Annotated in this window: 22 protein-coding genes and 1 pseudogene; 12 read left to right on the top strand and 11 right to left on the bottom strand. The window is 71.8% G+C overall.

The window, feature by feature from the left end; all coding sequences use genetic code 11:
* Positions 1-56: 56 nt before the first annotated feature.
* Together ACXAHD_RS21725 and ACXAHD_RS21720 are read right to left on the bottom strand one after the other, a co-directional pair.
* Positions 57-185, bottom strand: coding sequence for a hypothetical protein (locus ACXAHD_RS21725; RefSeq protein ID WP_475052792.1), 129 nt, complete (start codon positions 183-185; stop codon positions 57-59).
* Between the two features lie 219 nt (positions 186-404).
* Positions 405-644 carry a winged helix-turn-helix domain-containing protein gene (locus ACXAHD_RS21720; protein ID WP_289211469.1) on the bottom strand — a complete coding sequence of 80 codons (240 nt, stop codon included), beginning with the start codon at positions 642-644 and terminating at the stop codon, positions 405-407.
* Positions 645-1,133: 489 nt separating this feature from the next.
* On the opposite strand from ACXAHD_RS21720, the gene ACXAHD_RS21715 reads away from it, so the two are divergent.
* Positions 1,134-1,463 carry a DivIVA domain-containing protein gene (locus ACXAHD_RS21715; protein ID WP_289211468.1) on the top strand — a complete coding sequence of 110 codons (330 nt, stop codon included), beginning with the start codon at positions 1,134-1,136 and terminating at the stop codon, positions 1,461-1,463.
* Entirely contained in the window at positions 1,430-3,277 is a 1,848-nt protein-coding gene (locus ACXAHD_RS21710; protein WP_475052788.1) for a DnaJ-like cysteine-rich domain-containing protein, read from the top strand. Before ACXAHD_RS21715 ends, ACXAHD_RS21710 begins: the two co-directional genes overlap by 34 nt.
* Before the next feature lie 87 nt (positions 3,278-3,364).
* Here the strand turns inward: ACXAHD_RS21710 and ku are convergent, their stop codons facing one another.
* Positions 3,365-4,468: a non-homologous end joining protein Ku gene (ku, locus tag ACXAHD_RS21705; RefSeq protein ID WP_289211466.1), complete on the bottom strand. Its 1,104-nt coding sequence runs from the start codon at positions 4,466-4,468 to the stop codon at positions 3,365-3,367.
* Between the two features lie 148 nt (positions 4,469-4,616).
* Here ku and ligD (ACXAHD_RS21700) point away from each other — a divergent pair, with 148 nt between their 5' ends.
* A complete protein-coding gene (ligD, locus tag ACXAHD_RS21700; RefSeq protein ID WP_281567203.1) occupies positions 4,617-5,588 on the top strand; it encodes a non-homologous end-joining DNA ligase in 972 nt (323 codons plus the stop codon).
* Entirely contained in the window at positions 5,578-6,531 is a 954-nt protein-coding gene (gene ligD / locus ACXAHD_RS21695; RefSeq protein WP_281552017.1) for a non-homologous end-joining DNA ligase, read from the top strand. Before ligD (ACXAHD_RS21700) ends, ligD (ACXAHD_RS21695) begins: the two co-directional genes overlap by 11 nt.
* Here ligD (ACXAHD_RS21695) and ACXAHD_RS21690 read toward each other — a convergent pair.
* Positions 6,523-8,193, bottom strand: coding sequence for a DNA repair helicase XPB (locus ACXAHD_RS21690; protein WP_281567204.1), 1,671 nt, complete (start codon positions 8,191-8,193; stop codon positions 6,523-6,525). The genes ligD (ACXAHD_RS21695) and ACXAHD_RS21690 overlap by 9 nt on opposite strands.
* 693 nt (positions 8,194-8,886) lie before the next feature.
* Between ACXAHD_RS21690 and ACXAHD_RS21685 the strand changes: the two genes are divergently transcribed.
* Complete coding sequence (locus tag ACXAHD_RS21685) at positions 8,887-10,620, top strand: cellulose binding domain-containing protein (RefSeq protein WP_281552015.1); 1,734 nt, start codon at positions 8,887-8,889, stop codon at positions 10,618-10,620.
* On the opposite strand, the gene ACXAHD_RS21680 is transcribed toward ACXAHD_RS21685, so the two are convergent.
* Positions 10,610-10,744, bottom strand: a complete 135-nt coding sequence (locus ACXAHD_RS21680; protein ID WP_475052784.1) for a hypothetical protein — start codon at positions 10,742-10,744, stop codon at positions 10,610-10,612. The genes ACXAHD_RS21685 and ACXAHD_RS21680 overlap by 11 nt on opposite strands.
* 87 nt (positions 10,745-10,831) lie before the next feature.
* Between ACXAHD_RS21680 and ACXAHD_RS21675 the strand changes: the two genes are divergently transcribed.
* Positions 10,832-11,092: a hypothetical protein gene (locus ACXAHD_RS21675; protein WP_281552014.1), complete on the top strand. Its 261-nt coding sequence runs from the start codon at positions 10,832-10,834 to the stop codon at positions 11,090-11,092.
* 75 nt (positions 11,093-11,167) lie between these two features.
* Here the strand turns inward: ACXAHD_RS21675 and ACXAHD_RS21670 are convergent, their stop codons facing one another.
* Positions 11,168-13,762, bottom strand: a complete 2,595-nt coding sequence (locus tag ACXAHD_RS21670) for a helicase-associated domain-containing protein (protein WP_281567205.1) — start codon at positions 13,760-13,762, stop codon at positions 11,168-11,170.
* A gap of 169 nt (positions 13,763-13,931) precedes the next feature.
* On the opposite strand from ACXAHD_RS21670, the gene ACXAHD_RS21665 reads away from it, so the two are divergent.
* Positions 13,932-14,546, top strand: a complete 615-nt coding sequence (locus ACXAHD_RS21665; protein WP_281552012.1) for an HAD family hydrolase — start codon at positions 13,932-13,934, stop codon at positions 14,544-14,546.
* A gap of 32 nt (positions 14,547-14,578) precedes the next feature.
* Entirely contained in the window at positions 14,579-14,965 is a 387-nt protein-coding gene (locus ACXAHD_RS21660) for a cold-shock protein (RefSeq protein WP_123607376.1), read from the top strand.
* A 39-nt stretch (positions 14,966-15,004) separates the two neighbouring features.
* Here ACXAHD_RS21660 and ACXAHD_RS21655 read toward each other — a convergent pair whose 3' ends face one another.
* From ACXAHD_RS21655 to ACXAHD_RS21645, 3 genes are all read right to left on the bottom strand, one after another.
* Positions 15,005-15,853 carry a 1,4-dihydroxy-6-naphthoate synthase gene (locus ACXAHD_RS21655; protein ID WP_475052797.1) on the bottom strand — a complete coding sequence of 283 codons (849 nt, stop codon included), beginning with the start codon at positions 15,851-15,853 and terminating at the stop codon, positions 15,005-15,007.
* A 61-nt stretch (positions 15,854-15,914) separates the two neighbouring features.
* Complete coding sequence (locus tag ACXAHD_RS21650; protein ID WP_475052795.1) at positions 15,915-16,607, bottom strand: futalosine hydrolase; 693 nt, start codon at positions 16,605-16,607, stop codon at positions 15,915-15,917.
* Positions 16,608-16,705: 98 nt separating this feature from the next.
* Complete coding sequence (locus tag ACXAHD_RS21645) at positions 16,706-18,505, bottom strand: MFS transporter (RefSeq protein ID WP_281552009.1); 1,800 nt, start codon at positions 18,503-18,505, stop codon at positions 16,706-16,708.
* 85 nt (positions 18,506-18,590) lie between these two features.
* Between ACXAHD_RS21645 and ACXAHD_RS21640 the strand changes: the two genes are divergently transcribed.
* Complete coding sequence (locus ACXAHD_RS21640; protein WP_281555741.1) at positions 18,591-19,448, top strand: DUF3027 domain-containing protein; 858 nt, start codon at positions 18,591-18,593, stop codon at positions 19,446-19,448.
* Here ACXAHD_RS21640 and ACXAHD_RS21635 read toward each other — a convergent pair.
* A complete protein-coding gene (locus ACXAHD_RS21635; protein WP_281555740.1) occupies positions 19,417-19,722 on the bottom strand; it encodes a DUF2530 domain-containing protein in 306 nt (101 codons plus the stop codon). The two genes, ACXAHD_RS21640 and ACXAHD_RS21635, sit on opposite strands and share 32 nt — an antisense overlap.
* Before the next feature lie 193 nt (positions 19,723-19,915).
* Between ACXAHD_RS21635 and ACXAHD_RS21630 the strand changes: the two genes are divergently transcribed.
* The 3 genes from ACXAHD_RS21630 (at position 19,916) to ACXAHD_RS21620 (ending at position 23,328) form a co-directional block, all read left to right on the top strand.
* Positions 19,916-21,379, top strand: coding sequence for an NCS2 family permease (locus ACXAHD_RS21630; RefSeq protein ID WP_475052779.1), 1,464 nt, complete (start codon positions 19,916-19,918; stop codon positions 21,377-21,379).
* A 129-nt stretch (positions 21,380-21,508) separates the two neighbouring features.
* A complete protein-coding gene (locus ACXAHD_RS21625; protein ID WP_281555739.1) occupies positions 21,509-21,943 on the top strand; it encodes a MarR family transcriptional regulator in 435 nt (144 codons plus the stop codon).
* A 71-nt stretch (positions 21,944-22,014) separates the two neighbouring features.
* Positions 22,015-23,328, top strand: coding sequence for an MFS transporter (locus ACXAHD_RS21620; RefSeq protein ID WP_289211462.1), 1,314 nt, complete (start codon positions 22,015-22,017; stop codon positions 23,326-23,328).
* A gap of 56 nt (positions 23,329-23,384) precedes the next feature.
* Here the strand turns inward: ACXAHD_RS21620 and ACXAHD_RS21615 are convergent.
* Positions 23,385-23,608: pseudogene (locus tag ACXAHD_RS21615) on the bottom strand (septation protein SepH); the annotation flags it as partial.

Genomic DNA, 23,608 nt, shown 5'->3' with positions numbered 1-23,608 from the left:
CCCGCCTCCTCCCCTCTATTGGGTGTGCACTTTTTGTTCTCTCCTCCCCCACCCCCCTACCCCTTCCCCCCCCCCCCCCCCCCCCCCCCTCCGCCCACCCCCCCCCCCCCCCCCCCCCCCCCCCCCCCCCCCCCCCCCCCCCCCCCCCCGACGCGAAGTCCGATGTTGACCGCCCGTCCTGGCATTGGCGGTCACTGAGAGTGAAAGTGAAGCCGGGTAGGTAAGCCTGAGTTGGCCGTGCGGGTCTGACGAGGGCGGCGGTCTTGGTCGTAGTCCGAGCGCGGTGATCGGATGCGCGCCTTCTGACAGGCCGTCGGTATGTCGACTCGATGAAGAGCAGTGGATCATCGCCCGGGGCGATGCCTGGCGGGACGGCAGAGGTTGCCGGTGACCGGGAGAGGGGCCTACGGCTTGCGCATCCACGTCGCCGGATCGGTGATGAAGACACCTTTGCCCTGGTGGCGGTCGATGACCTCGAGCGCTTCGAGGCGCACAAACACCAGGCGGATCGTTGACGGGCTCACGTCGTACTGCTTGCAGAGCTGGGCGATCGACGGCAGCTTGTCGCCGGCCTTGAGCGTGCCGGTGTTGACATCGGCAACGATGGCGTTCGAGATCTTGAAGTAGTCGGGCAAAACAGGCATGGCGCTCCCTCGCGTGGCACCTCCATTCGACCACGTCACTTATGTGTGGAGCAAGGTTTAGGTAGCTTCCACGCGGAGGTTGACATCGGCGACATCCGCACATAAGTTCATCGCTACGAGCGCTCCCTCGCGTGGCAACGATGGGGTGTTCGTGCACTGGTCGGGGCGGGGTGGTGGCGCGCGGCCTGCCCGTCCCGACCGCCCTACCCGAGCAAATCCCCGCGAAACCCGTAAACCCGTGAGCAGCGGAGATCCAGAATGAGCCGCTCCGGGGTCGTACTCGCCGAACGAGGCTGCGACCGCCGGAGCTGGGGCGACCCGTCGGCTGCGAGTCCTCCCGCTTCGGCCTTCCCGGCCGGCGGGTCGCCCCGTCCAAGCACACAGATACGCAGCACCAGCACCGGGAGCAGATCAGGCACAGCAACAGCGCGGCATCGCGTCGGCGGCACCAGCTGCCGGCGTACTCCTGACCGAAGGGGAACCCCGACGATGCGCAACCTTCTCCACCGGATCTTCAACCGACCAGGCCGGCGAGCAAACTCGGTGGTCGAGCCACCGCAGCACCGGCGGCCCCGCAACGCCGGAGTGTTCCGCCGGCCGCCGCTGCGGCCCCGGATCCACCCCGGCCAGGTCCGCGACCGCCGGTTCCGCGAAGTGCGGCGCGGCCTCGACCCTGCCGAGGTGTACGCCTTCCTGCACTACGTCGCCGAGGACCTGACCGTCCTGCGGGACGACCTGCGGCGCACCGACGACGAGAACCTGCGGATCAAGCGGGCGCTGCGCGAATGGCAGTCCGCCCAGACCCGGACGTACGCATGACCGCCGGGCCGCGTACCCAACTGGTGCTGACCGTCGCGAACCTGGACACCGGCGCGGTCGCCTCCACCAGCGTGATGCCCGGCGACATCGAGCCGGAGCCGGCACCGCACGGCGGCTGGGAGATACCACTGTGGCCGGTGCGTGACGAGCTGGCGGCGCAGGTCAAGGTCGACCGGTCGACGCTGCGTGACCTGCGCTATCTGGACCACACCGCTGCTCTGGGAGCCAATGCGGTGCTGACCCTGCCGTCGACCTGGCGGCCGGACCTGCCGGACGCCGAGCGGGCCGCCGGGCTCGCGGCGGCGCACACCGGTCCCGGCCATCCGGCCTGGTCGATCCACTTCGGGCGTACGTTGGCTGAGCCGCCGGTCAGCGTCGACGAATCGTTGGGCCGGCTGTGCGCGCTGGCCGACCTGCTCTGCCTCGACCTGGTCCTCGAGGCCCGGTGGGGGGTGTTCGCGGCCGATCTCAACTGGGACATCAGGTTCGAGACGCCCGGCGCGGCCGTGCCCCGTGACCAGCGCGGGTACGCCGCGAGCCTGCCCGCCGCCGTCGACGGTACCGCCGTGGCGGACGCGTTGGCCGGGCTGGCCGAACGGTCGTTGACCGCACCGGCGCACTTCCTGCTGCCGGCGCTGCGGTCGGCGGCGCCGCCCGACGGGATCGACGTCGATCGGCTGGAGCGCCGGATCGTCCAGGACTGCGGTACGCCGCCGCCGGTCCCGGCCGGCGCGGGGGAGTGGACCGCCGGGGCGCAGGCCATCTGGCGGGACCGCCGCTGGCGGCACACGTCGCTGTGCCGGATCCCGGGCCCTCGGCCGGCGATCCCCGAACTGGCCCCGGTGCTGCGCCGGACCTGGCAGCCGCCGCTGCCGCCGTGGTTCGGCGAGCCGATCCCGAGTGTGCCGTGCCCGGACTGTCACGCCACCGGCTGGCGGCACCCGGTGCTGACCTGCCGGCGGTGCGGTGGCCACGGCCGGCAGTTCGACGCTGCCGTCGTCACCGTCACCAATCTTCGGGACCGGGCGACGCACGTCGAATGGCGGCCGAGCCGCACCACCGGTCCAGCGGCCGGTGCGTCCGTCATCGCATCGGGTGGGCTGCCGGTGGTGCGGCTGCCGGAACGGTTCCGGCTGGGCCGGCTGGCCGGGGTGTTCGGCGTACGGCCGGTGGACCTGCTCGACCTGACCGGCGAGCGGGTGGTCCCGCAGGAGCTGCGCGACGGGGTGGTGCCGGTGCTCGGCGACGGGCCGGACCCGATCCGGCGGTACCTGCGGGCTGCCGCCGCCGGTCGACCCGGTGCCCGCCTGCTGGTGCACGCCACCGACTGGGCCGAACTGCCGGCGTTCGACGCGTTCGCTGCGCTGGTGGTCGGGCTCGGTCTGGCGCTGCGGGTGACCGCGCGGGACATGCGGCCGTACGTCGACGATCCGATGGTGGTGCACGACCTGCTCTGGGGCGTCGAGGCGTTGCCGGTGACCAGCACTGCGGCCGGCGGGACGAACCCGGCCGGTGGAAAGGGGCTGGTGGATGAGCTGGAGCCGGTAGACGAGCTGGAGCCGGTGGACGAGCCGTTGAGCCGCAGCGTGCCGCAGGCGATCGGCTGCTGCCTGCGCTACCTGGAGCTGGCGGTGGTCGAGTCGCTGCCGGCCGACCCGGCGCGGCCGATCCCGGTGCCGCAGCAGCTGGCGCCGCCGGTCGTGCCGGACATCGTCGGGCAGCTCACCGAGCTGGCCGCCGCGCACGCCGGGCAGGTGGTGGCCGCGCATCTGGACCAGGCCGGCTGCCGATTCTGGGTCGCCCCGAGCCGCTGACGCTTGATGCCACAGGTGCATCAAGATGCACCTGTGGCATCAAGCTGAAACTCGTATCTGCCCCGGGGAGGGTCCGGAGTGGGCGGTTCAGGCGGATTTGCGGTCAGCGGTCTTCTTCGCGGCGGTCTTGCGGGCACCTGACTTCTGCGTACCGCCGGTCTTCTGACCGGTGCTCTTTGCGGCGGCCTTGCGGGCGTCGGTCTTCTTCTCCGGCTGGGCCTTCTTGGCGGTGGTCTTCTTCTGGTCGGCGGCCGCCGACTTTTTCGCCGGAGCCGTCCTCCTGGCTGGGGCCGCCTTCTTCGCCGCCGGCGCGGCGGCGGCCTTGGCCGACTTGGCGGAGGTGATCGGGGTCGGCTCGGCGGGCTCCCGGTCCTTGCCAGCAGCCTCGTCCGAAGCTTCGCCAGCGGCTTCCCCGCGCGCCACCCGGGCCCGCTCGACCGAGGCGCGCAGCGCGGCCATCAGGTCGACCGCGGCGGCCGGTGCCTCCTCTTCCTCCTCCGGGGCGACGATCTCCCGGCCCTCCACCTTGGCGTCGATGACCTCCTGCAGTGCCGCCCGGTAGTCGTCGGTGTACTCGTCCGGAGCGAACTCGCCGGCCATCGAGTCGATCAGCGAGGCGGCCATCGCCAGCTCCGGCGGACGGACCTGGATGTCGTCGTCGAGGAAGCCGAACGACGCCTGCCGGATCTCGTCCGGCCAGAGCATCGTGTTGAGCACCAGCACGTTGTCGCGTACCCGCAGGGTGGCGAGCTGCTCGCGTTGCCGGATCGCGACCTTGACGATCGCCACCCGGTCAGAGTCGGCCAGGGCGTCGCGCAGCAGCACGTACGGCTTGGTCGCGGTGCCTTCCGGCTCCAGGTAGTAGGCCTTGTTGTAGAGCATCGGGTCGACCTGGTCGGCCGGCACGAACTCCAGTACGTCGATCGCCCGGGAGGTGCTCAACGGCAGGTCGGCGAAGTCCTCGTCGGTGAGGATCACCATCTCGCCGCCGCCGAGGTCGTAGCCCTTGGCGATGTCGTCGTAGCTGACCTCCTCGCCGTCGACCGAGCAGACCCGCTTGTACCGGATGCGCCCGCCGTCCTCCCGGTGCACCTGGTGGAACCGGATGTCCTTCTCCTCGGTGGCGGAGTACAGGCGTACCCCGATCGACACGAGGCCGAACGACACCGCGCCTTTCCAGATCGCGCGCATGGCTGATCCCCTTCGCCACCACCGGCGGCCGCCGACCTGTCCCGCCCTTCCCCAAGGTCAAGATCGCCAGGTCGGCCCGGTGTTGATCCAGGATCGCATCCGACAGAACTGAGCGCGACCACTTCGTTGCTGGTTTTACAGTGGCAGGGTGCCGGGTGGACCGCTGCGGCCGATGCTCGCGACGACCGGGGAGCTGCCCACAGGCCCCGGCTGGTGGTACGAGTTCAAATGGGACGGCGTGCGCGCTTTAGCCGATATATCCGGCGGGGGGCAGCGGCTGTACGCCCGGTCCGGTGCTGAGATCACCATCGCCTACCCGGAGCTGTCCGGGCTGCCCCGCGCCCTGGACGACGCCCTGCTCGACGGGGAGATGGTGCTGCTCGACGCCGCCGGCCGGCCGTCGTTCACCCTGCTCGCCGAACGGATGCACGTACGGGATCCGGCGCGGGCGGCCCGACTGGCCGCCGGTGCGCCGGCCACGTACATGATCTTCGACCTGCTGCGGCTGCGCGGCGCCGACCTGACCGGCTGGCCGTACCACGACCGGCGGCACGCCCTCGAAGCGCTCGGGCTGGCCGGGCCGGCGTGGGCGGTGCCGCCCAGCTTCACCGACGGGCCGGCGACCCGGGCCGCCGCCGCCGAGCACGGGCTGGAAGGCGTGGTCGCCAAGCGGCGCGACGCGATCTACCGGCCGGGTGCCCGCAGCCCCGACTGGGTCAAGGTGAAAATCGAGCTGACCCGGGACTTCGTCGTCGGTGGCTGGCGTCCCGGGGCCCGCCGGATCGGTGGGCTGCTGGTCGGCGTACCGGTGCGGGACGCGGCCGGAGTGGCGACCGGCGCACTGCGGCTCACCGGCCGGGTCGGCGGCGGGATCGGCTCGGCTGCCGAGCGGGCCCTGCTGGCCGCGTTGGAGCCGCTGCGCACCGACATGTCGCCGTTCGACGCTGCGCTGCCCCGGGAGGACGCCCGCGGTGCGATCTGGGTACGCCCAGAGGTGGTGATCGAAGTACGGTACGGCCAGCAGACCCCGGACGGGCGGCTGCGGTTCCCCCGGTTCCTGCGGATCCGCCCGGACGTGCCGGCCACCGACGTCACCGAGGAGGACGCCGATGCGGGCTGACCGCGGTCTCGGCGCGGGCGAGCGCCGGATCCGGGTGGACGTCACCGGCCGGTCGCTGGAGCTGTCCAACCTGGACAAGGTGCTGTACCCGGCGGCCGGGTTCACCAAGGGCGAGGTGATCGACTACTACACCCGGGTCTCCGGTGCGCTGCTGCCGCACCTCGCCGACCGGGCGCTCACCCGGATCCGCTACCCGAACGGCGTCGACGGCCAGTTCTTCTTCGAGAAGAACGCCCCGGCCAGCACCCCGGACTGGGTGCGTACCGAGCGGCTGCCGACGCCCGGGTCGTCACGGGGCCGCGACGAGCTCGACTTCGTGGTCGCCGACGACCTGCCCACCCTGGTCTGGCTGGCCAATCTGGCCGCGTTGGAGCTGCACACCCCGCAGTGGCGGGTCGGCGCAGACCCGGACCTGCTGGTCGTCGACCTCGACCCGGGGGCGCCGGCCGGGATCGAGGAGTGCTGCGCGGTCGCGGTGCTGATCCGCGACCGGTTCGCCGACGACGGCATCGCCTGCTTCCCGAAGACCTCCGGCCGCAAGGGCATGCAGCTCGGCGCGCCGGTGTCGGCCGGGCAGCCGGCCGACGTCGTCTCCGGCTACGTGAAGCGGGTCGCCGAGGAGCTGGAACGCCGCGCACCGAAGACGATCACGTCGAAGATGGCCAAGCGGCTGCGCCCCGGCCGGGTCTTCATCGACTGGAGCCAGAACCACGCGGCGAAGACGACGGTGGCGCCGTACTCGCTGCGGGCCGGCCCGGTGCCGGCCGCCTCCGCGCCGCTGACCTGGCCGGAGGTGGAGGCCGCGGCGGCCGGCGAGCCGGGCGTCGTCCGCCAGTTCACCGCCGCCGAGGTGCTGGACCGGCTCGCCGAGTACGGCGACCTGCTCGCCGACCTGCTGACCGTCGGGCCGCCGGTCCCGGACCGCCGACAAGGGTCAGGGTAGGGCCGGGCCGAGGACGTCGTCGGCGTCGACGATCGTGTACGCGTACCCCTGCTCGGCGAGGAACCGCTGCCGGTGCGCGGCGTACTCGGTGTCGATGGTGTCCCGGGAGACCACGGTGTAGAAGTGCGCCTGCCGGCCGTCGGCCTTGGGTCGCAGCACCCGGCCGAGCCGTTGTGCCTCCTCCTGCCGGGAGCCGAACGTGCCGGACACCTGGATCGCCACCGCCGCCTCCGGCAGGTCGATGGAGAAGTTCCCGACCTTGGAGATGATCAGCGTGGGAATCTCACCGTTGCGGAACGCGTCGAACAGCCGTTCCCGCTCCTTGTTGGTGGTGGAGCCCTGCACGATCGGCGCGCCCAGGAACTCGCCGAGCTGGTGCAGCTGGTCGATGTACGCCCCGATGACCAGCACCTGGTCACCGTGGTGCCGGTCGACCAGCGCCTTGACCACCGGCAGCTTGGTACGCGCGGTGGCCGCCGCCCGGTACCGCTCCTCGGTCTCGGTGACCGCGTACCCCATCCGTTCCGCGTCGGTGAGGGTGACCCGGACCTCGACGCATTCGGCCGGGGCGATCCAGCCCTGCGCCTCGATGTCCTTCCACGGCGCGTCGTAGCGTTTCGGCCCGATCAGTGAGAAGACGTCGCCTTCCCGGCCGTCCTCGCGGACCAGGGTGGCGGTCAGGCCGAGCCGGCGGCGGGCCTGCAGATCGGCGGTGAACCGGAAGATCGGCGCCGGCAGCAGATGCACCTCGTCGTAGATCACCAGGCCCCAGTCGCGGGCGTTGAACAGGTCGAGGTGGGTGAAGGCGCCCTTACGGCGCGAGGTCAGCACCTGGTACGTGGCGATGGTGACCGGGCGGATCTCCTTGCGCTCGCCGGAGTACTCGCCGATCTCGTCGGCGGTCAGCGAGGTGCGGGCGACCAGCTCCCGCTTCCACTGCCGGCCGGCGACCGTGTTGGTGACCAGGATCAGGGTGGTCGCCTTGGCCTCGGCCATCGCGGCCGCGCCGACCAGCGTCTTGCCGGCGCCGCAGGGCAGAACCACCACTCCGGAGCCGCCGGCCCAGAACTGCTCGACCGCCTCCTGCTGGTAGGAGCGCAGCGACCAGCCGGGACGCCCGTCGGCGCCGGCGGTGTCCAGCTCGATCAGGTGCGCCTCGCCGTCGACGTAGCCGGCCAGGTCCTCGGCCGGCCAGCCGAGCTTGAGCAGGCCCTGCTTGAGCCGGCCCCGCTCGGACGGGTGCACCGCCACCGTGTCGTCGTCGATCTTGTCGCCGAACATGCCGGCGAGCTTCTTGCTCTTGGTCACCTCGGTCAGTACGGCCCGGTCGGTGGTCCGCAGCACCAGCCCGTACGCGGGGTCGTTGGCCAGCTGCAGCCGGCCGTACCGGTCCATGGTGTCGGCGACGTCGACCAGCAGCGCGTGCGGCACCGGGTAGCGGGAGAACTTCAGCAGCGCGTCGACGACGCTCTCGGCGTCGTGCCCGGCGGCGCGGGCGTTCCACAAACCGAGCGGGGTGAGCCGGTACGTGTGAACGTGCTCGGGCGAGCGCTCCAGCTCGGCGAACGGGGCGATCGCCATCCGGCACGCGGTGGCGTCCGGGTGGTCGATCTCAAGCAGCAAGGTCTTGTCTGACTGGACGATAAGTGGTCCGTTGTTCACTGTCGGTATCCCCCTTCTGGCCGACCCACCAGTCTTGCACGTGATCGTCCGACGTTGGGCGGCTCCGGTGACCGACGCCACTGTCGGAGTGACGATCATTGCGTACCCCGTGAGTATCGCCACCTCCGCTGCTCTGCGGTCGGATCCTTGCCGATCGCAGCAGGTGTCGTCGAAACGATTCGAAGAAACCTCCAATCAGTACTCCTCTATGTCTTGAGCGTGTCAGGCCCAGCACCTATGCTCCATGCTGTGGGGCTGAGGGCATGCCTCACCTGCATCCACCGGCCTTGTCGGGAGTCGGCCGGGGATGGCCGTCGGCAACATCTGTGCCGTCCGAGCCGGGCCTCGGGCGTCGAGCGCTGCGGGCCGGTCTCGTCCACCTCGGTCTAGCGTTCCGGGTCACGCCGCACGACGGTGCCGAGTGCCTCTCCGTCCCTACTGGCCACCCGCTGACAGCTTGCTCGCGAGCTGTCCGGCGCCATCTGCGCCGGTACCCGTACACCGTCAGCTCTGGTCACGAATGCAGGAGAGGAAGGAAACGATGACCGGGCAGAAGCGTACGTGCGCGGTCAGTCGAGACCGCTGTGCCGGTGAGGACCGTCCTGCCGCACCGGCCCAGCTGAACCAGCACATCTCGGCAGGGATCCCGGCCAGCCCACTGCGGATGGTCACCCAGTAGATCAGGGGAAGTAAATGAGAAAGTGGAGAATCAACGCGGCCGTTGGGTCCGTCGGGGCTGTGCTGCTCGCCTCGGCCGCGGTGGCCGCCGCGACCCCGGCCGCCGCGGCCGCCGGATGCTCGGTCAACTACGCGGTGTCGTCGCAGTGGCCGGGTGGGTTCGGTGCCAGCGTGACCATCACCAACCTCGGTGACCCACTCGCTAGCTGGAGCCTCACCTGGTCATTCGGTGCAGGCCAGACGGTTACGCAGGCATGGAACACGACGTTGACCCAGAGCGGTGCGGCGGTGACCGCCAGAAATGTCAGCTACAACGGCACCATCCCGACAAACGGTACGACCTCGTTCGGCTTCAACGGGTCGTGGAACGGCAGCAACCCCGCTCCCACCAGCTTCGCGCTGAACGGAGTGGCCTGCACCGGCGGTACGGTGCCCACCTCCGCACCTCCCACCACCGCGCCGCCGCCGACCACCGCGCCTCCCACCACCGCACCGCCGACCACGCGGCCGCCGACCGGGCCGGCTGACATCACGGTGAACAGCTCCACCAGATACCAGACCGTCGACGGTTTCGGGGCCGCCACCTGGATCTGGGGCAGCAGCACGTGGTCGACGGCCGAGACCCAGACCCTGGTCGGACTGGGCCCCGATCAGATGGGACTGTCGATCATCCGGACCGGCATCTCACCTGAGTCCGGCGAATGGTCGAACCAGGTCAACGCCCTGCGCACGGCGAAGTCGTACGGCTCCGACGTGAAAATCCTCGCCTCGCCCTGGACGGCGCCAGCGGCGTGGAAGACCAACAACAGCCGGATCAACGGCGGCAAGCTGCGCACCGACTACTACGACGACTACGCCAACCATCTGAACAGCTATGTCCAGTACATGCGCAACCAGGGGGTGACGGTCGACGTCACCTCCGTGCAGAACGAGCCGGACTGGCACCCCAGCTACGATTCGATGGACTGGAACGGGACCGAGCTGCGCAACTTCGTCCGCGACCACGGGTGGCGGGTGCAGAACACCGAGCTGATGGTCGCCGAGGCGGTCAACATGAACTACAGCTACACCGATCCGACCCTCAACGACGCAGGCGCGCGCAACAACATCGGCTACATCGGCGGGCACCTGTACGGCCTAGAGTCCCAGGGTCGACTGAAGCCGTACAACCTGGCCAACCAACACGGTAAGCCGGTGTGGATGACCGAGTGGAACCATCACGAGGCCGACGGCAGCGGCTCCAACATCTGGGGCGACCCGAGTAACCTGGCCGTCTGGGACGAGACGCTCGACGACATCATGCGTACCGTTCACCGGATCATGGAGGCCAACTGGGCCGCCTACATCTGGTGGTACGGCAAGCGGTTCTACTCCTTTATCGGTGACGGTGATGCGACCTACGGCACCACGGCGGGAGCGCCGCTCAAGCGCGGGTACGCGTTTTCGCAGTACGCCAAGTACGTGCGCCCCGGCTACCAGCGGGTCGCCCTGACGAAGAGCTCCAAGGCGTCACCGCTGGAGGTGACCGCCTACACCGGGGACGGTAAGACCACCCTGGTCATCCTCAACCGGTCGAACAGCGCGGTGAGCGGCGCGGTGGTTCAGGCCCCGCAGAACGTGACGCGGGCCGAACACTACCTCACCTCGCGGTACTCCAACGCGGCCAGCCAGTCCGTCGGGGTGAACGGCCAGCAGGTCACCGTCAACGTGGGCGCACGCAGCATCTCCACCGTCGTACTCACCCATTGAGGGCAGCGGGGGGGGGGGGGGGGGGGCTGACTCCCCCACTCCCCCCCCCCCCCCCCCCCCCCCCCCCCCCCCCCGACCCCGACGGTGCCGGCCGGTGCCAAGCACGTCTGCAGGCACCGGACACGTCGGCCGGTGCCGGTTGCTGTCCGATCCGGCCCCGACCTGCCAGTCTGGAGACAGTGAAGGGCAGCGATCGGGCCGGGAGGCGGTCATGGCGGTCAACGACAGTGCGGATCGACCAGGGTCGACCGACCGGGGCTACCCGGTGTCGGTCTCGCGGGCCACGTTGTTCTGGTACGCGTTCGCGTCGACCCTGCTCGTCGGCTGGTTCCTGTTCGGCTGGCTGGTGTTGCGTCAGGGCTTCGTCGACTCGGTGGGTGAGGCACTCGGCACCGGATCCGCGCTGCTGCTCACGGTGTCGGTGATTGAGGCGGCTCGCCGGCACCGGCACGACGGCCGGCCCACGGGCTGACGGCTCCGGGCGTACCGACCGGGAGCCGACTGCTGTGCGGTCAGGACCGACCCGACGTGACGGGCCGACGCGCGGTCAGTCGTGCACCACCGCTGCGGTCACCCGCTGCAGCGCGAAGGTGTGCAGCGTCTCGGTCCGCTCGTCCTCGGCCCGCAGGTAACCCGCGCCGATCGACACCGGACGGACCAGCCGGGAAGCGGCGGCGCCGTGTGCGTCCACGTAGCCCACCCAGACCAGCGCCTTGTCCCGTACCGCCTGCTGCAGCACGGCCAGCGCCTGCGAGTGCGCCTGCACCGCGGCCAACCCGTCGACCGCCTGCCCGGTCGCCGCCCGGATCGTCCCGGGCGTGCGCCGTACCGCCCGGGCCGCCGCCTCCCCCCGGCGAAGCTGCTCGACCAGACCGCTGATCCAGGGTGCGGTCAGCTTCGGCGCGGCCAGCGGATCGATTGACCGCAACGTCACCGGGTGCCGCGCCGGTGCCCGCCGGGCCCGTGGCCGGCCAGTACGCAGTGCGGCACCGGTGCCGTCCTCCGGCACCGGGGCGTAGCCGGCCTGCCGCAGCGCCTCCAGCATCCGGCCGGCGGGCACCACACAGACCAGCACCGTCGGCGCCAGCCGACGCAGCGACAGCGTGGCCAGCCGGCGGTCGGCCAGCACCGTGGCCAGCAACGCCTCGTCGTCGCTGCGCAGATAGCCGCCGGCCGATCCGGCGCGCAACCCGCCATGGGTACGGGCTGAGTCGTCGATCAGGTAGGTGAGGCCCTGCGGCACCGGGGTGCGGGACCGCCGGGCGAACAACTCATGCAGTTCGGCCGCCTGGTAGCCGGCGTCCAACGCCCGACGCACACTCGCCGGCGTGACCCGGTGCACGCTGGCCGCCCCGATCGACTCCGGCTCGGCGACCAGCTCCAACTCGGCAGCCAGGGCCGGCTCCGGTGGACCGGGCACCACCACGGTCAGATCGGCCTGCACCAGGACGTGGTCCACCGGGGACGGCAGCAGGTCGTCCAGCGCGCGTTCCACCGTCGACGCCGCACCTCGGTGCTCGCGTTCGGTGGCCCGTACGCCGAGCGGATCGTCGTCGGCTGCGGTGTCCCGACCGTCCCGGCCCTCCCCGGCGAGCAGCGAGCGGCCGTACCCGGTCAACACGCCCAGCCCGGTGACGCCCAGCTGAGCCGCCTCGTCGAGGACCTCGCGGTGCAGGTCGTCGCGGCCCCGGCTGCGCCGTGGCGCCTGCCATGCGAGCAGCGCGAGCACCTCGTCGGCGGTCGGCGCGGCCCCCGGCGGCAACGCGGCCAGCACCCCCAGCACGGTACGGCGCACCGTCGGCGCGCCGGCCCGCTCCACGTCGGTCGACAACGCGGTGATCGGCCGGTCCCGGTCGTCCCGGCGGCCGATCAACCCGGCCCGCCGGGTCATCGCCAGCCACGCCCCGGCCAGCCGCTCCCACCGCCGGGCCACCGGTTCGTTCATCCACTGGTCGTAGTTGCCGGTCGGCAGGATCTGCTGGTCGACAGCGGTGCGACTCGCCGTGGCGGGCAGTTCGGCGGCACCGAGCAGCCCGGCGGCGTACCCGATCTCGATCAGCAGCCCGGCCAGCGACTCGCTGACCCCACCGGCGCGGGCCAGCCGGCGCAGCTCCCGCACCCCGATCCCGCCGGTACGCAGCAGCGGCGCCGGCTCGGCGGCCAACGCCTCCAGCAGCGCGCCGGCCTGCCGGACCAGCTCCATCGCCTGCCCGGCACCGGTCGAGTCCACCGCCTTCGGATCGCGTTCGGCGGAACCCGCCGCAGGCGGGTCGGGGCGCAGCGCGCCGAGCGGCCCGGTGTCCCGCCGCAGCAACAGCCCGACCTCGCGGGGCAACTCCACGGCCTGGCTGCCGGCCGTCGCCGGCGCATCGGTGACCACCGCCAGCAGGCCGGCCTCGACCAGCCAGCGCACCGGACTCACCCCGTCGCCCGGACCGAGGGCGGCGGTGGCGGCGGCGGCCGGGGCTTCGCGGGCCTGAGCGCCGGTGGCCGGGACGGCGGCGGCGGTACTCACCGTGCCGAGTGGCGGGCCGACGGCGAGCCGGTCGAGTACCGCCCGGGCCGACGGCGGGGCGCTGAGCAGCGTCCGGCGCAACGCGGCCGGATCGGCGCACCGTCGAGCCACCCGGTCGTCCAGGTCGGCGGCGGGCCGGCCCAGCCCGGCTGGGTACGGCGAACTCGCCTCGTCCACCCCGCCGGCCACCCGGAACCGCCCAGCCGACCCGTACAGCAGGCAGCGGGCCAGCAGCCGGTCCACCGCCGCGCGGACCTGAGCCGCGGTCGCCCCGCTGCCCGGCGCGGTGGCCATCGCCAGCACCGCGTCCAGCTCGACGGCGGCGTCAGCGCTGTCGGCCGAACCGGCCGGGTGGACCGTAGCGGCGGAACCGGCCGGGTCGGCTGCGGCGGCCGAACCGGCGCTGGCCGGTAGCTCCCGGCACAGTCGCGCGGCGTCCAGGATCCGCAGGGTGAACTCGTCGAGGTCGTCGAGCGCGCGGGCAGAGGAGACCCGCGACTGTGCCCGGGCGGCCAGCGTGGCGATGTCGGTCGGCGCCGGCACCACCAGATCCGGACGCAGGCGCAGCAGGTCACCCAGCTCCGCGTCGGAGCGGGAACGCAGGTGGTCGGCGAGTGTGTTGGCCATGGTTGTTCCACGCTAGCCCGCCGGACGCCCCAGGTGGCCTCGGCCGTACGGAGCAGATGCTCCGGCGCGTGAGTCGCCCACATAGGCTCACCCTCCGGCCGCCACCCGGCCGGCCACCCGCCGGCCGGACCCACCCGTCGTGGCGGGCGTGACGAGGAAGGACGTGCGCATGTCGCCGGTGGTCGGATTCGACCTGGACATGACATTGATCGACTCGCGGCCGGGGGTCGCCGCCACCTACCGGGCGTTGACCGAGCTCACCGGGGTGCAGGTGGACGCCGAGGTCGCGGTGTCCCGGCTCGGCCCGCCGCTGCGCCACGAGATCAGCCAGTGGTTCCCGGCTGATCAGGTCGATGCCGCAGTCGAGCAGTTCCGGTCGCTCTACCCCCACTACGCGGTAGATCCGACGCTGCCGATGCCCGGGGCGGTCGCCGCGCTTGAACTGGTCCGGAAGTGGGGTGGCCGGGTGGTGGTGGTCACCTCGAAGCTCGGCCGGCTGGCTCGTCTGCACCTGGACCACCTGAGCCTGCCGGTGGACGAGGTCGCCGGCGACCTGTTCGCCGAAGGCAAGGCGGCCGCCCTGCACGAGTACGCCGTACAGCTCTATGTGGGTGACCACACGGCGGACATGGTGGCCGCGCGGACCGCCGGGATACCGGGTCTCGGGGTGGCCTCCGGCCCCTGTTCGGCGGCTGAGCTGCAGTCCACCGGAGCGGCTGCGGTGATCGACGACCTGACCGGATTCCCGGCGGCGGCCGACGCTCTGCTCCGGCTAGCCTGGTGAGGTCAATCCTGCGAGTGAAGTCGAGGTCAGTGGTGCCGACGGGTCGAGTGAAATGGTACGACGCGGGGAAGGGGTACGGATTCGTCACCAGTGACGAGGGTGGCGACGTGTTCCTGCCCAAGGGTGCGTTGCCGGCTGGCGTCACCGACCTCAAGTCCGGGCAACGGGTGGAGTTCGGGGTGGTGGACAGCCGGCGCGGCGCGCAGGCGCTCGGCGTACAGCTGTTGGAGGCCCCGCCGTCGGTCGCCGAGCTGCGGCGGCGACCGCCGGAGGAGCTGCACGGACTGGTCGAAGACATGATCAAGGTGCTGGAGGCCAAGGTCCAGCCGGACCTGCGGCGGGGCCGGTTCCCGGACCGCAAGACGGCGCAGACCGTGGCCCAGCTGGTGCACGCGGTCGCCCGCGAACTGGAGGTCTGACCCCGCAGGCGCGGTCCACGGACTGCAGCGGTCGGCGGTCTACCGCTGCCGTAGCTGGTCGCCGGGCGGCGGCGCGAGCAACCCTGCCATCGGTGGGGTGAGCCCGTGCGCCGCTGCCCGGTCCAGCAGCGCGGCGACCGCCGCGTACCCGTCGGCACCGAGGTCGGCGGTGAAGTCGTTGACGTACAGCCCGATGTGCCGGTCCACCACGTCCGGCTCCATTTCCTGAGCGTGCGCCAGCACGTAGTCGCGGGAAGCGCCCGGATCGGCCCAGGCCAGTCGGACCGACTCGCGTACCCAGCCGGCCGCCTGCGCCGGGTCGACCACGCCCCGTCGGGCCAGGATCGCGCCCAACGGGATCGGCAGGCCGGTGTCGGACTCCCACCATGCCCCTAGGTCGACCAGCGCGGTGAGCCCGTACCGCTGGTACGTGAACCGCGCCTCGTGGATCACCAGCCCGGCGTCGTACCGGCCGGTGGCGACGCCGGGCATGATCTCGTGGAACGGCACGACCTCGATCCGGGCCGGCGGCCGGTCTGCCGACCAGAGCCGGAACAGCAGGTACGCGGTGGTCCGCTCGCCGGGTACGGCGACGGTCGCCCCGGTCAGGTCGCCGGCTGACCAGCGGCCCTCCTCGGCCGTACCACCGCCAGCCGTGCGGCCAGCCGGTACGACGCCGGCCCTGCCACCGGTCAGCAGCAGTGGGCCGCAGCCTCGGCCCAACGCACCCCCACAGGGCAGCAGATGGTAGTCGGGCAGCAGCCAGGGCAACGCGGCGAAGCTGACCTTGACCAGGTCGAACTCGCCGCGTTCGGCGGCGGAGTTGGTGACGTCCACGTCGGCGTACCGGACGGTGACCGGCGGGGCGTCCGGTACCAGCCCGTGCACCAGGGCGTGGAAGACGAACGTGTCGTTGGGGCAGGGGGAGAATGCCAGCCGCAGGGTCACGTCAACCACGGTAGTCGGCACGCCGGCTGGTCAGCGCGCTGGCCGCCGTGGTCAGCGCGGCCATCGCCTGCGGAAGCCGCCAGCCGGCCCGGTCGCGCGGGCCGACCGGGTTGGAGATGGTGCGCAGCTCCGCGAAGGGCAGCCCGGCCAGCTCGGCGGCGCGGGCCACCCCGTACCCCTCCATGGCCTCGGCCACCGCGTCGGGGTGGCGGCCGATGAGCGTTCCTGCGGTCGTCGCGGTGCCGGTCACGGTGTTCACCGTCAGCACCGCGCCGGGTACGGCGTCCGGCAGTGCCGCCCGCAGCCAGCCGGTGAGTGCGTCGTCGGTGGCGGCGACCGCGGTGCCGAAGCCGAGCTCGTCGATCGCCAGGAACCCGTCCGGCGATTCGGCGCCGAGGTCGGCCGCGACGCTGCGGGTGGCAATGGCGGTCTGCCCGACGGCGATCCGGTCGGGGAACCCGCCGCCGATCCCCGCGCTGACCACCGCGTCGTACGGGCGTCCGCTGCTCGCCGCCACGGCCAGTTGTCGGCCGGTCCCGGCAGCGGCGGCCGCCGAGCCGACCCCGACCACCTCGACCTCGACCTCGACCGAAAAGTCGCTGTCCGCAGCGTCGCCGGCCGGTGCGATCCCGCGTCGGAGGGCGACCGCCTCGGCCTCGACCGCCGTCACTATCAGAATCCGCACCTGCCGCACCTTACCCACCGCTCCTTCCTGGACCTACCGGCCGCCGGGCAGGGGCACCGCCCCGGATACCCGCCAACTGGGCCGTGGACCAGCGTCTCCCTGCCCGTTCAGAGCCCGGCGTTCGGCCCGTCGGGTCGGTCGTCCTCGGCCGTGCGGCGCAGCGTCGACGACGGGCGGTAGATGTGGAATCCGGGTGGTGTCGGATCATCGTCGTCGGCTTGGCCATCGTCGCGGTGACCGGCGGGTGCGCCGCCGGCCGGGACGCCGACCGGCTCGGTGCCGACCTGGCCGGTGCCGCCCTGCCCGGCGCCGACCGGTGCCGGCGCTGCCGGCGTCGGCGGGGCAGGTCGCGGACGTGGCCGGATCCGGGCCGGGACGATTGATCGGCGGGCGCGTGGCGGAACCACCGTGGCCGGTTCGGCCGCACCGGCGTCGGTTGAGCCGGATTCGGGAGTACCGGCGTCGGCCGATTCCGATCCGGCGGTGCCGGGTTCGGGCCTGTCTGGTCCGGACGGGTCTGGGGTGTCATCGACCGTGTCGACCGGTCGGCCGTTGAGCCGGTCCTTGCGCTGCCGGCCGGCGACGATCACCGCGCGGGCGGCGGCGAGTACGCCGAAGCCGGCCGCCGCGACGAGACCGACCCGGCCGTCCACCGGGATCAGCCCGAACGCGCCGCCGGCGACGAACGACAGCATCAGAATGGTCTCGGAGTGGGCGAAGGCGCTGGCTCGCAGCCGTTCCGGCAGCCGCTCCTGGATGGTGGCGTCCACCGCGAGCTTCGCGATGCCGCTGATGATCGCGGTGACGAAACAGAACAGCGCCACCATCAGCAGCGAGAACTGCAGGGTGGCGAGTACACCGACGCCGGCCACGATCACCAGCCCGCTGGACTGCAGGGCGAGCGGGCGGTTGATCCGCATCCGGCTCCCGATCGCGGTGGCCGCGAAGCTGCCGGCGGCCAGCGCCGCTCCGACCAACCCGAGCGCGCCCTCGTCACCGAGTTGCTGGCCGACCACCACCGTGGACAGATCGCCCGCCTTGATTGCGAAGGCGAGGAAGAGCAGCAGGAAGCCGTAGAGGCAGCGCAACGTGCCGCTGCCGACCAGGGTGGCGAGGACCAGCCGGCTACCGGTGAGAATCCGCTGCCGGTCGGTGCCCCGCCGGAGCCCGAACACCCGGAACGCGCGCGGCACCCGCTCGGCGGGCTCGGAGTCGGCCCGAGGCGGTAGTCGTAGTGCGATGACCATGCCGACCAGGAAGATCACCGACGCGACCCGCAGCGGCCACTGCGGCCCGAACCAGAACGCCGCAAGTCCCAGCGGCGCGACCAGCGCTCCGGCGATCGTGCCGTAGACGCTGGCCCGGGCCCCGGCCTGGGACAGTCCCAGGCCGGCCGGCAACAGCCGGGGCACGGCGGCGGAGCGGCCGACGCCGTACGCCCGGGACAGGGCGAGCACCCCGAACGCCGCCGGATACAGCCCGAACCCGTTCAGGTGGTCGGCGATCAGCCAGGCCAGGAAGGCCCGGCCGAGCATGGTGGTGGCCAGCGCGTACCGCCGGCCGTGCCGGAAGTGGTCGAGCACCGGGCCGACCACCGGGGCCAGCAGCGCGAACGGGACCATCGTCACCAGCAGGTAGAGCGCCACGCTGCTGCGGGCCTCGCCGAGCGGCGCGCTGAAGAAGATGGTCCCGGCGAGCCCGATCGTGATCAGCGTGTCCCCGGCGCAGGAGGCGGCGTGCAGGTCGAACAGTCGGGACATGCCCGGTTCGCCGCCCGCGCCGCGGTGGCGTACCTGCAGAACCTTGTGCCCGGCCCAGCGACCGCTGTGCGCCGTGCCGCGCAGCACCGCGCGGGTGCTGCGGAAGGCGGTCCCGGCGGTGTGCCCGAGCGAGCGAAACAGCCCCATGCGCCCATCCTCACCTATCCGCAGCCGTCCCGTCTCGGGCTGTGCCGGTTTTCGCGGTCGCGGGTCCAGGTCGGCGGGGGAGTGCCTGGCGACAACGAGTCGCTGTCGGCGGGGGAGTGCCTGTCGGCGGTGCCGGCCGGTAGGCAACAATGGGACGGTGACCAGGAGCACCGCTCGTGCCGCCCGCCTCGACTCGGTCTGCGCCAAAGCCGTCGACGTGGCGTACGCCGTGCTGGCCGACGCGGTGGATCCCGCCGAGGTCGGCGAGCACCTGCAAGCGGTCGCCGAAGGCGACCGGCTGGTGACCCACCTTTTCGACTGCCATCTTGCCGGGTATCAGGGCTGGCGGTGGGCGGTCACCGTGACCCGGGTGTCCCGCAGCCGGCAGGTGACCGTCTGCGAGACGGTACTGCTGCCCGGCCCGGACGCCTTGCTGGCACCGGGCTGGCTGCCCTGGCACGACCGGCTGCAGCCCGGTGACCTGGGCGTCGGTGACCTACTGCCGACCTCGTTCGACGACGACCGGCTCGCGCCCGGTTACCTGCAGTCGGACGACCCGGCCGTGGAGGAGGTCTCCTGGGAGCTCGGGCTCGGCCGGAGCCGGGTGATGTCCCGCGAGGGCCGCGCCGACACCGCACAGCGCTGGTACGACGGCGAACACGGCCCACAGGCGCCGATCTCGGTCGCCGCGCCGGACACGGCCCGCTGCGGCACCTGCGGGTTCTACCTGGTGCTGGCCGGGGCGCTCCGGCAGGCGTTCGGAGTGTGTGGCAACGTCTACGCACCGGACGACGGCCGGGTGGTGAGCGTGGACCACGGCTGCGGCGCGCACTCGGAGACGCTGACCAGTCCGGCGGTGACCCCGGTGGACGAGCTGCCCACGGTCTACGACGACGGCGAGGTCGAGACGGTCACGGTGCGCTCGGGCCCGGCTGGCGACTGACCTGGTCGGCGTGGCGGCGTCGCCGGTTGGCGTCGTGCCGCAGCATTACCGCGAGCCCGGGCAGCCCGAGCAGGAATCCGGCCAGGCAGGTCCAGAGCCAGTCGGTACGCCCGGTGTCGGCCAGCCAGTTCCGGGCGAGCAGGCAGACCAGCCCGGCGACGGCCCAGGCGATCATCCCGCCGACAGCGAACGGCACCATCGGTGGGTCCAGCGGCGCCGGTCGGGGTGCCCTCGGCAGCCGGACCGGACCGGTCGGGGCGTCCGGCGGGGTCATCGGCGGCGAGTCGGGCACTCTACCAGGGTACGTCCCGGTTGATAGAGAACGCCGTGACGGGCCGGTCAATCCGGACAGCGGGCGGCCGGATCGGCGATGTCGCGGGACGTAACCGGACGGACCTCCACCGGTAACAGCTGATCTGAGACGATGCCCGCAGCCCAGTCAACCTGATGATCAGCTGTGAGGACCCATGGCGACAGTGCCGGCAGAGACGACCGGGTCGGCCCCGGACCGCAGCCCACGTAACGCATTCGACCGGTTCTTTGAGATCACCGCCCGCGGCTCCACCCCAGGCCGCGAGGTACGAGGCGGACTGGCCACCTTCTTCACGATGGCGTACATCGTGGTGCTCAACCCGTTGATCCTGGGTAGCGCGGTCGATGGCGAGGGCGCCGCGCTGGCGATCCCGGCGATCGCCGCCGCGACCGCCCTGATCGCCGGGTTGATGACGCTGCTGATGGGGGTGGTCGCCCGGTTCCCCCTGGCGCTGGCCGCCGGTCTCGGGGTGAACGCCCTCGTCGCCTTCGAGATCGCACCACAGATGACCTGGGCCGACGCGATGGGCCTGGTGGTCATCGAAGGCGTGATCATCCTGGTCCTGGTGCTGACCGGGCTGCGTACCGCCGTCTTCCGGGCCGTGCCCACCCAGCTGAAGACGGCCATCGGAGTCGGCATCGGGCTGTTCCTCGCGTTGATCGGCTTCGTCAACGCCGGGTTCGTCACCGGCGGCACCGCGTCACCGCCGCTCGGCCTGGGCATCAACGGCATGATCGCCACCTGGCCGGCCTTCGTCTTCGTGCTCGGCCTGCTGCTCACCCTGGTGCTGGTGGTCCGCAAGGTACGCGGCGCGATCCTGATCGGCATCCTGGGCTCCACGGTGCTGGCCGTCATCGTCGAGACGATCGGCGGGTTCGGGCCGGCCGGCGGCCCGGACGGCCAACCCGGCGGTTGGGCGTTGACCGTGCCGAGCCTGCCCGACCAGGTCTTCGGCATGCCGGACCTGTCGCTGCTCGGCAACTTCTCCGTGCTGGGGGCCTGGGACTCGGCCACCTGGCTGATCGCCCTGATGTTCGTCTTCACCCTGCTGCTGACCGACTTCTTCGACACGATGGGCACCATGGTCGCGGTCGGCCAGGAGGGCGGCCTGCTCGACTCCGAGGGGATGCCGCCGAGGACCAAGGAGATCCTGGTCGTCGACTCGATCGCGGCAGCGGCGGGCGGCATGGCGAGTACGTCGAGCAACACCTCGTACATCGAAAGCGCCGCCGGGGTCGCGGAGGGTGCCCGGACCGGGGCCGCCAACCTGGTCACCGGCGCGTTGTTCCTGCTGGCTGTCTTCCTGTCCCCGCTGGTCGAGGTGGTGCCGTTCGAAGCGGCGTCGACCGCGCTGGTGGTGGTCGGCTTCCTGATGCTGACCGCGGTGCGCACCATCGACTGGACCGACTACGAGATCGCCATCCCGGCCTTCCTGACCATCGTGCTGATGCCGTTCACCTACTCGATCTCCAACGGGATCGGCGCGGGGGTGATCACCTTCGTGCTGATCAAGCTGGTGAAGGGCTGTGCGGCGCAGGTGCATCCGCTGCTGTACGGGGTGGCCGCGTTGTTCACCCTCTACTTCCTGCGGCACCCGCTGGAGTTGCTGATCGGCTGAGCCGGTCGCCTCGTCGCAACGTCGGCCGTCACCGGCGGTACCCTGATGCCGCCGGTGACGGTGGTCATAACGGCTGGTCGATCGGTGTGTTCGTTAGTTAGGCTAACGAACGTGACGGAGTGGGCGGTGATGGGAGAGCAGCAGGTCACGGCCGCGCAACTGGCGACGTCCCTGCGCGATGCCATCACCCGACTCAACCGGCGGGTCCGACGGGCCCGGCCGGTCGGCGATCTGACGGTCACCCAGCTGTCCGCGCTCACCAGCCTTGAGCTGGCCGGTGCGATGACGCCGCGGGAGCTGGCCGACATCGAGCGGGTCCAACCGCCGACGATGACCAGGATCGTCGCCAAGCTCGAGGAGCGCGGACTGGTGCAACGCACCCCGCACCCGACCGACGGCCGGCAGGTGATCCTGTCGGCCACCGAGTCAGGCCGGGAGGTGATCGCCGGGTTCGAACGGGTACGTGACGAGTGGCTCGCCACCCGGCTCGCCGAGCTGAGCCCTGCCGAACGGGATACGTTACGGCAGGCGGCGGAGATCCTGCAGCAGGTCGCCCGCGGCTGACGCGACAGTCGCCACCGGGTCCGCTTCGTCCCACGTGGATGACGCGTACGATCCGAGGAGGCGCACCCCGAGTGCGGGCGACACTGAACACCACCTTCCAGTCCCTACAGGTCCGCAACTACCGGATCTTCGCCACCGGGCAGCTGATCAAGCTGATCGGTGTGTGGATGATGTTCATCGCGCAGGACTGGCTCGTCCTGCAGCTGTCGGACGACTCCGCCACCGCGCTCGGAGTGGTCGTCGCCCTCCAGTTCACCCCGGTGCTGCTGTTCACCCTGATCTCCGGTCGGCTCGCCGACCGCTACGACAAACGGCTGCTGCTGTTCGTCGCCAACGCCATCTGGTGCGTGCTGGCCCTCGTGATGAGCGTGCTGGTGCTGACCGGCGTCGTGGCGCTCTGGCACGTCTTCGTCTTCGCCGGCCTGCTCGGCGTCGGCAACGCCCTGGAGACTCCGGTCCGGCAGGCATTCGTCTCCGAACTGGTCGGCACCCCGCTGCTGCCCAACGCCCTTGCGCTGTCCTCGGCGACGTTCAACACCGCGCGGATCGTCGGCCCGGCCCTGGCCGGGCTTGCCATCGCGGCGTTCGACGTCGGGCCGGTCTTCCTGATCAGCGCGCTCGCGTCAACGGCCCCGCTGGTCGGACTGGTTCGGATGCGCTCCGGCGAACTGCACCGGGTCGGCCTGCCGGTCGGAGCGCAGCGGGACGCCGCCAAGGTGGTCGACGGGTTGCGCTACGTCGCCCGCCGCCCCGACCTGATGCTGCCGATGGCCCTGATGGCCGTGCTCGGCCTGCTGCTGTTCAACTTCCAGTTGACCCTCGCCGCATTGGCCAAGACAGTGTTCGAGACCGGTGCGGCGTCGTTCGGGCTGTTCACCACGGCGCTCGCGGTCGGCGCGCTGGCCGGTGCCCTCGCTGCCAGCGGCCGACGCGAACGGCCGTCGGTCTACGTCGTGCTGGGCAGTGCGTTGACCTTCGCCGGCCTCGGCACCCTGGTCGGGCTGGCCCCGACGTACTGGCTGGTGGTGCTCCTGCTGCTGCCGACCGGATTCTTCATGGTCTACTTCGCGCAGGCCTCCAACCAGCGGGTGCAGCTCGGCGTCGACCCGGCCTTCCGGGGCCGGGTGATGGCGCTGTGGGTGCTGGTCTTCCTGGGCACCAACCCGGTCGGCGCACCGATCATCGGCTGGGTCGCCGAGCGCTTCGGAGCCGGGGCCAGCATCTGGCTGGGCGGCCTGCTGTCCTTCCTGACCGCCGCCGCCGCGCTGGCCTGGCAGTTGCGGCGCACCGGCGGCCGGATACGGCTACGGTGGGCACCGATGCCCCGGCTCTACGTCCTGCCGGCCCAATCCGCGCCGGCCCACGCCGGAGCCGTCCGAGCTTGACCCGGAGCCGTACGGCCCGGGCCGGTCAGTCCAGGCCGCTGGAGGCCTACGACGGGTCAGGAACTTGCGCGGTCGGCCGGGCCGCTACCGAACAGGACGTCGTCCCAGCTCGGCAGCCGCTTGCGGGGCTTGCCGGAGCTGTCCGCCGGGGTCTCGGTGGCACCGGACGAGGCGCGCCGGGGCCGCAGCACCGCCAGTGACGGCACCGCCGGGACCTCCTTGGGTGCGTCGGCGTCGTCGTCGAAGGCGGAACCCGCGCCGCCGCCGAGCAGTGCGGCGG

This window comes from Micromonospora sp. ABR4_055, assembly GCF_056160425.1.
This window is presented reverse-complemented; position numbering and strand designations above follow the sequence as displayed.

Coding starts and splice junctions, on each gene's coding strand:
- ACXAHD_RS21725 (WP_475052792.1), bottom strand. CDS start 185: ATGCCAGGACGGGCGGTCAACATCGGACTTCGCGTCGGGGGGGGGGGG.
- ACXAHD_RS21720 (WP_289211469.1), bottom strand. CDS start 644: ATGCCTGTTTTGCCCGACTACTTCAAGATCTCGAACGCCATCGTTGCC.
- ACXAHD_RS21715 (WP_289211468.1), top strand. CDS start 1,134: ATGCGCAACCTTCTCCACCGGATCTTCAACCGACCAGGCCGGCGAGCA.
- ACXAHD_RS21710 (WP_475052788.1), top strand. CDS start 1,430: ATGGCAGTCCGCCCAGACCCGGACGTACGCATGACCGCCGGGCCGCGT.
- ku (WP_289211466.1), bottom strand. CDS start 4,468: ATGCGCGCGATCTGGAAAGGCGCGGTGTCGTTCGGCCTCGTGTCGATC.
- ligD (WP_281552017.1), top strand. CDS start 5,578: ATGCGGGCTGACCGCGGTCTCGGCGCGGGCGAGCGCCGGATCCGGGTG.
- ACXAHD_RS21685 (WP_281552015.1), top strand. CDS start 8,887: ATGAGAAAGTGGAGAATCAACGCGGCCGTTGGGTCCGTCGGGGCTGTG.
- ACXAHD_RS21675 (WP_281552014.1), top strand. CDS start 10,832: ATGGCGGTCAACGACAGTGCGGATCGACCAGGGTCGACCGACCGGGGC.
- ACXAHD_RS21670 (WP_281567205.1), bottom strand. CDS start 13,762: ATGGCCAACACACTCGCCGACCACCTGCGTTCCCGCTCCGACGCGGAG.
- ACXAHD_RS21665 (WP_281552012.1), top strand. CDS start 13,932: ATGTCGCCGGTGGTCGGATTCGACCTGGACATGACATTGATCGACTCG.
- ACXAHD_RS21645 (WP_281552009.1), bottom strand. CDS start 18,505: ATGGGGCTGTTTCGCTCGCTCGGGCACACCGCCGGGACCGCCTTCCGC.
- ACXAHD_RS21635 (WP_281555740.1), bottom strand. CDS start 19,722: ATGACCCCGCCGGACGCCCCGACCGGTCCGGTCCGGCTGCCGAGGGCA.
- ACXAHD_RS21630 (WP_475052779.1), top strand. CDS start 19,916: ATGGCGACAGTGCCGGCAGAGACGACCGGGTCGGCCCCGGACCGCAGC.
- ACXAHD_RS21625 (WP_281555739.1), top strand. CDS start 21,509: ATGGGAGAGCAGCAGGTCACGGCCGCGCAACTGGCGACGTCCCTGCGC.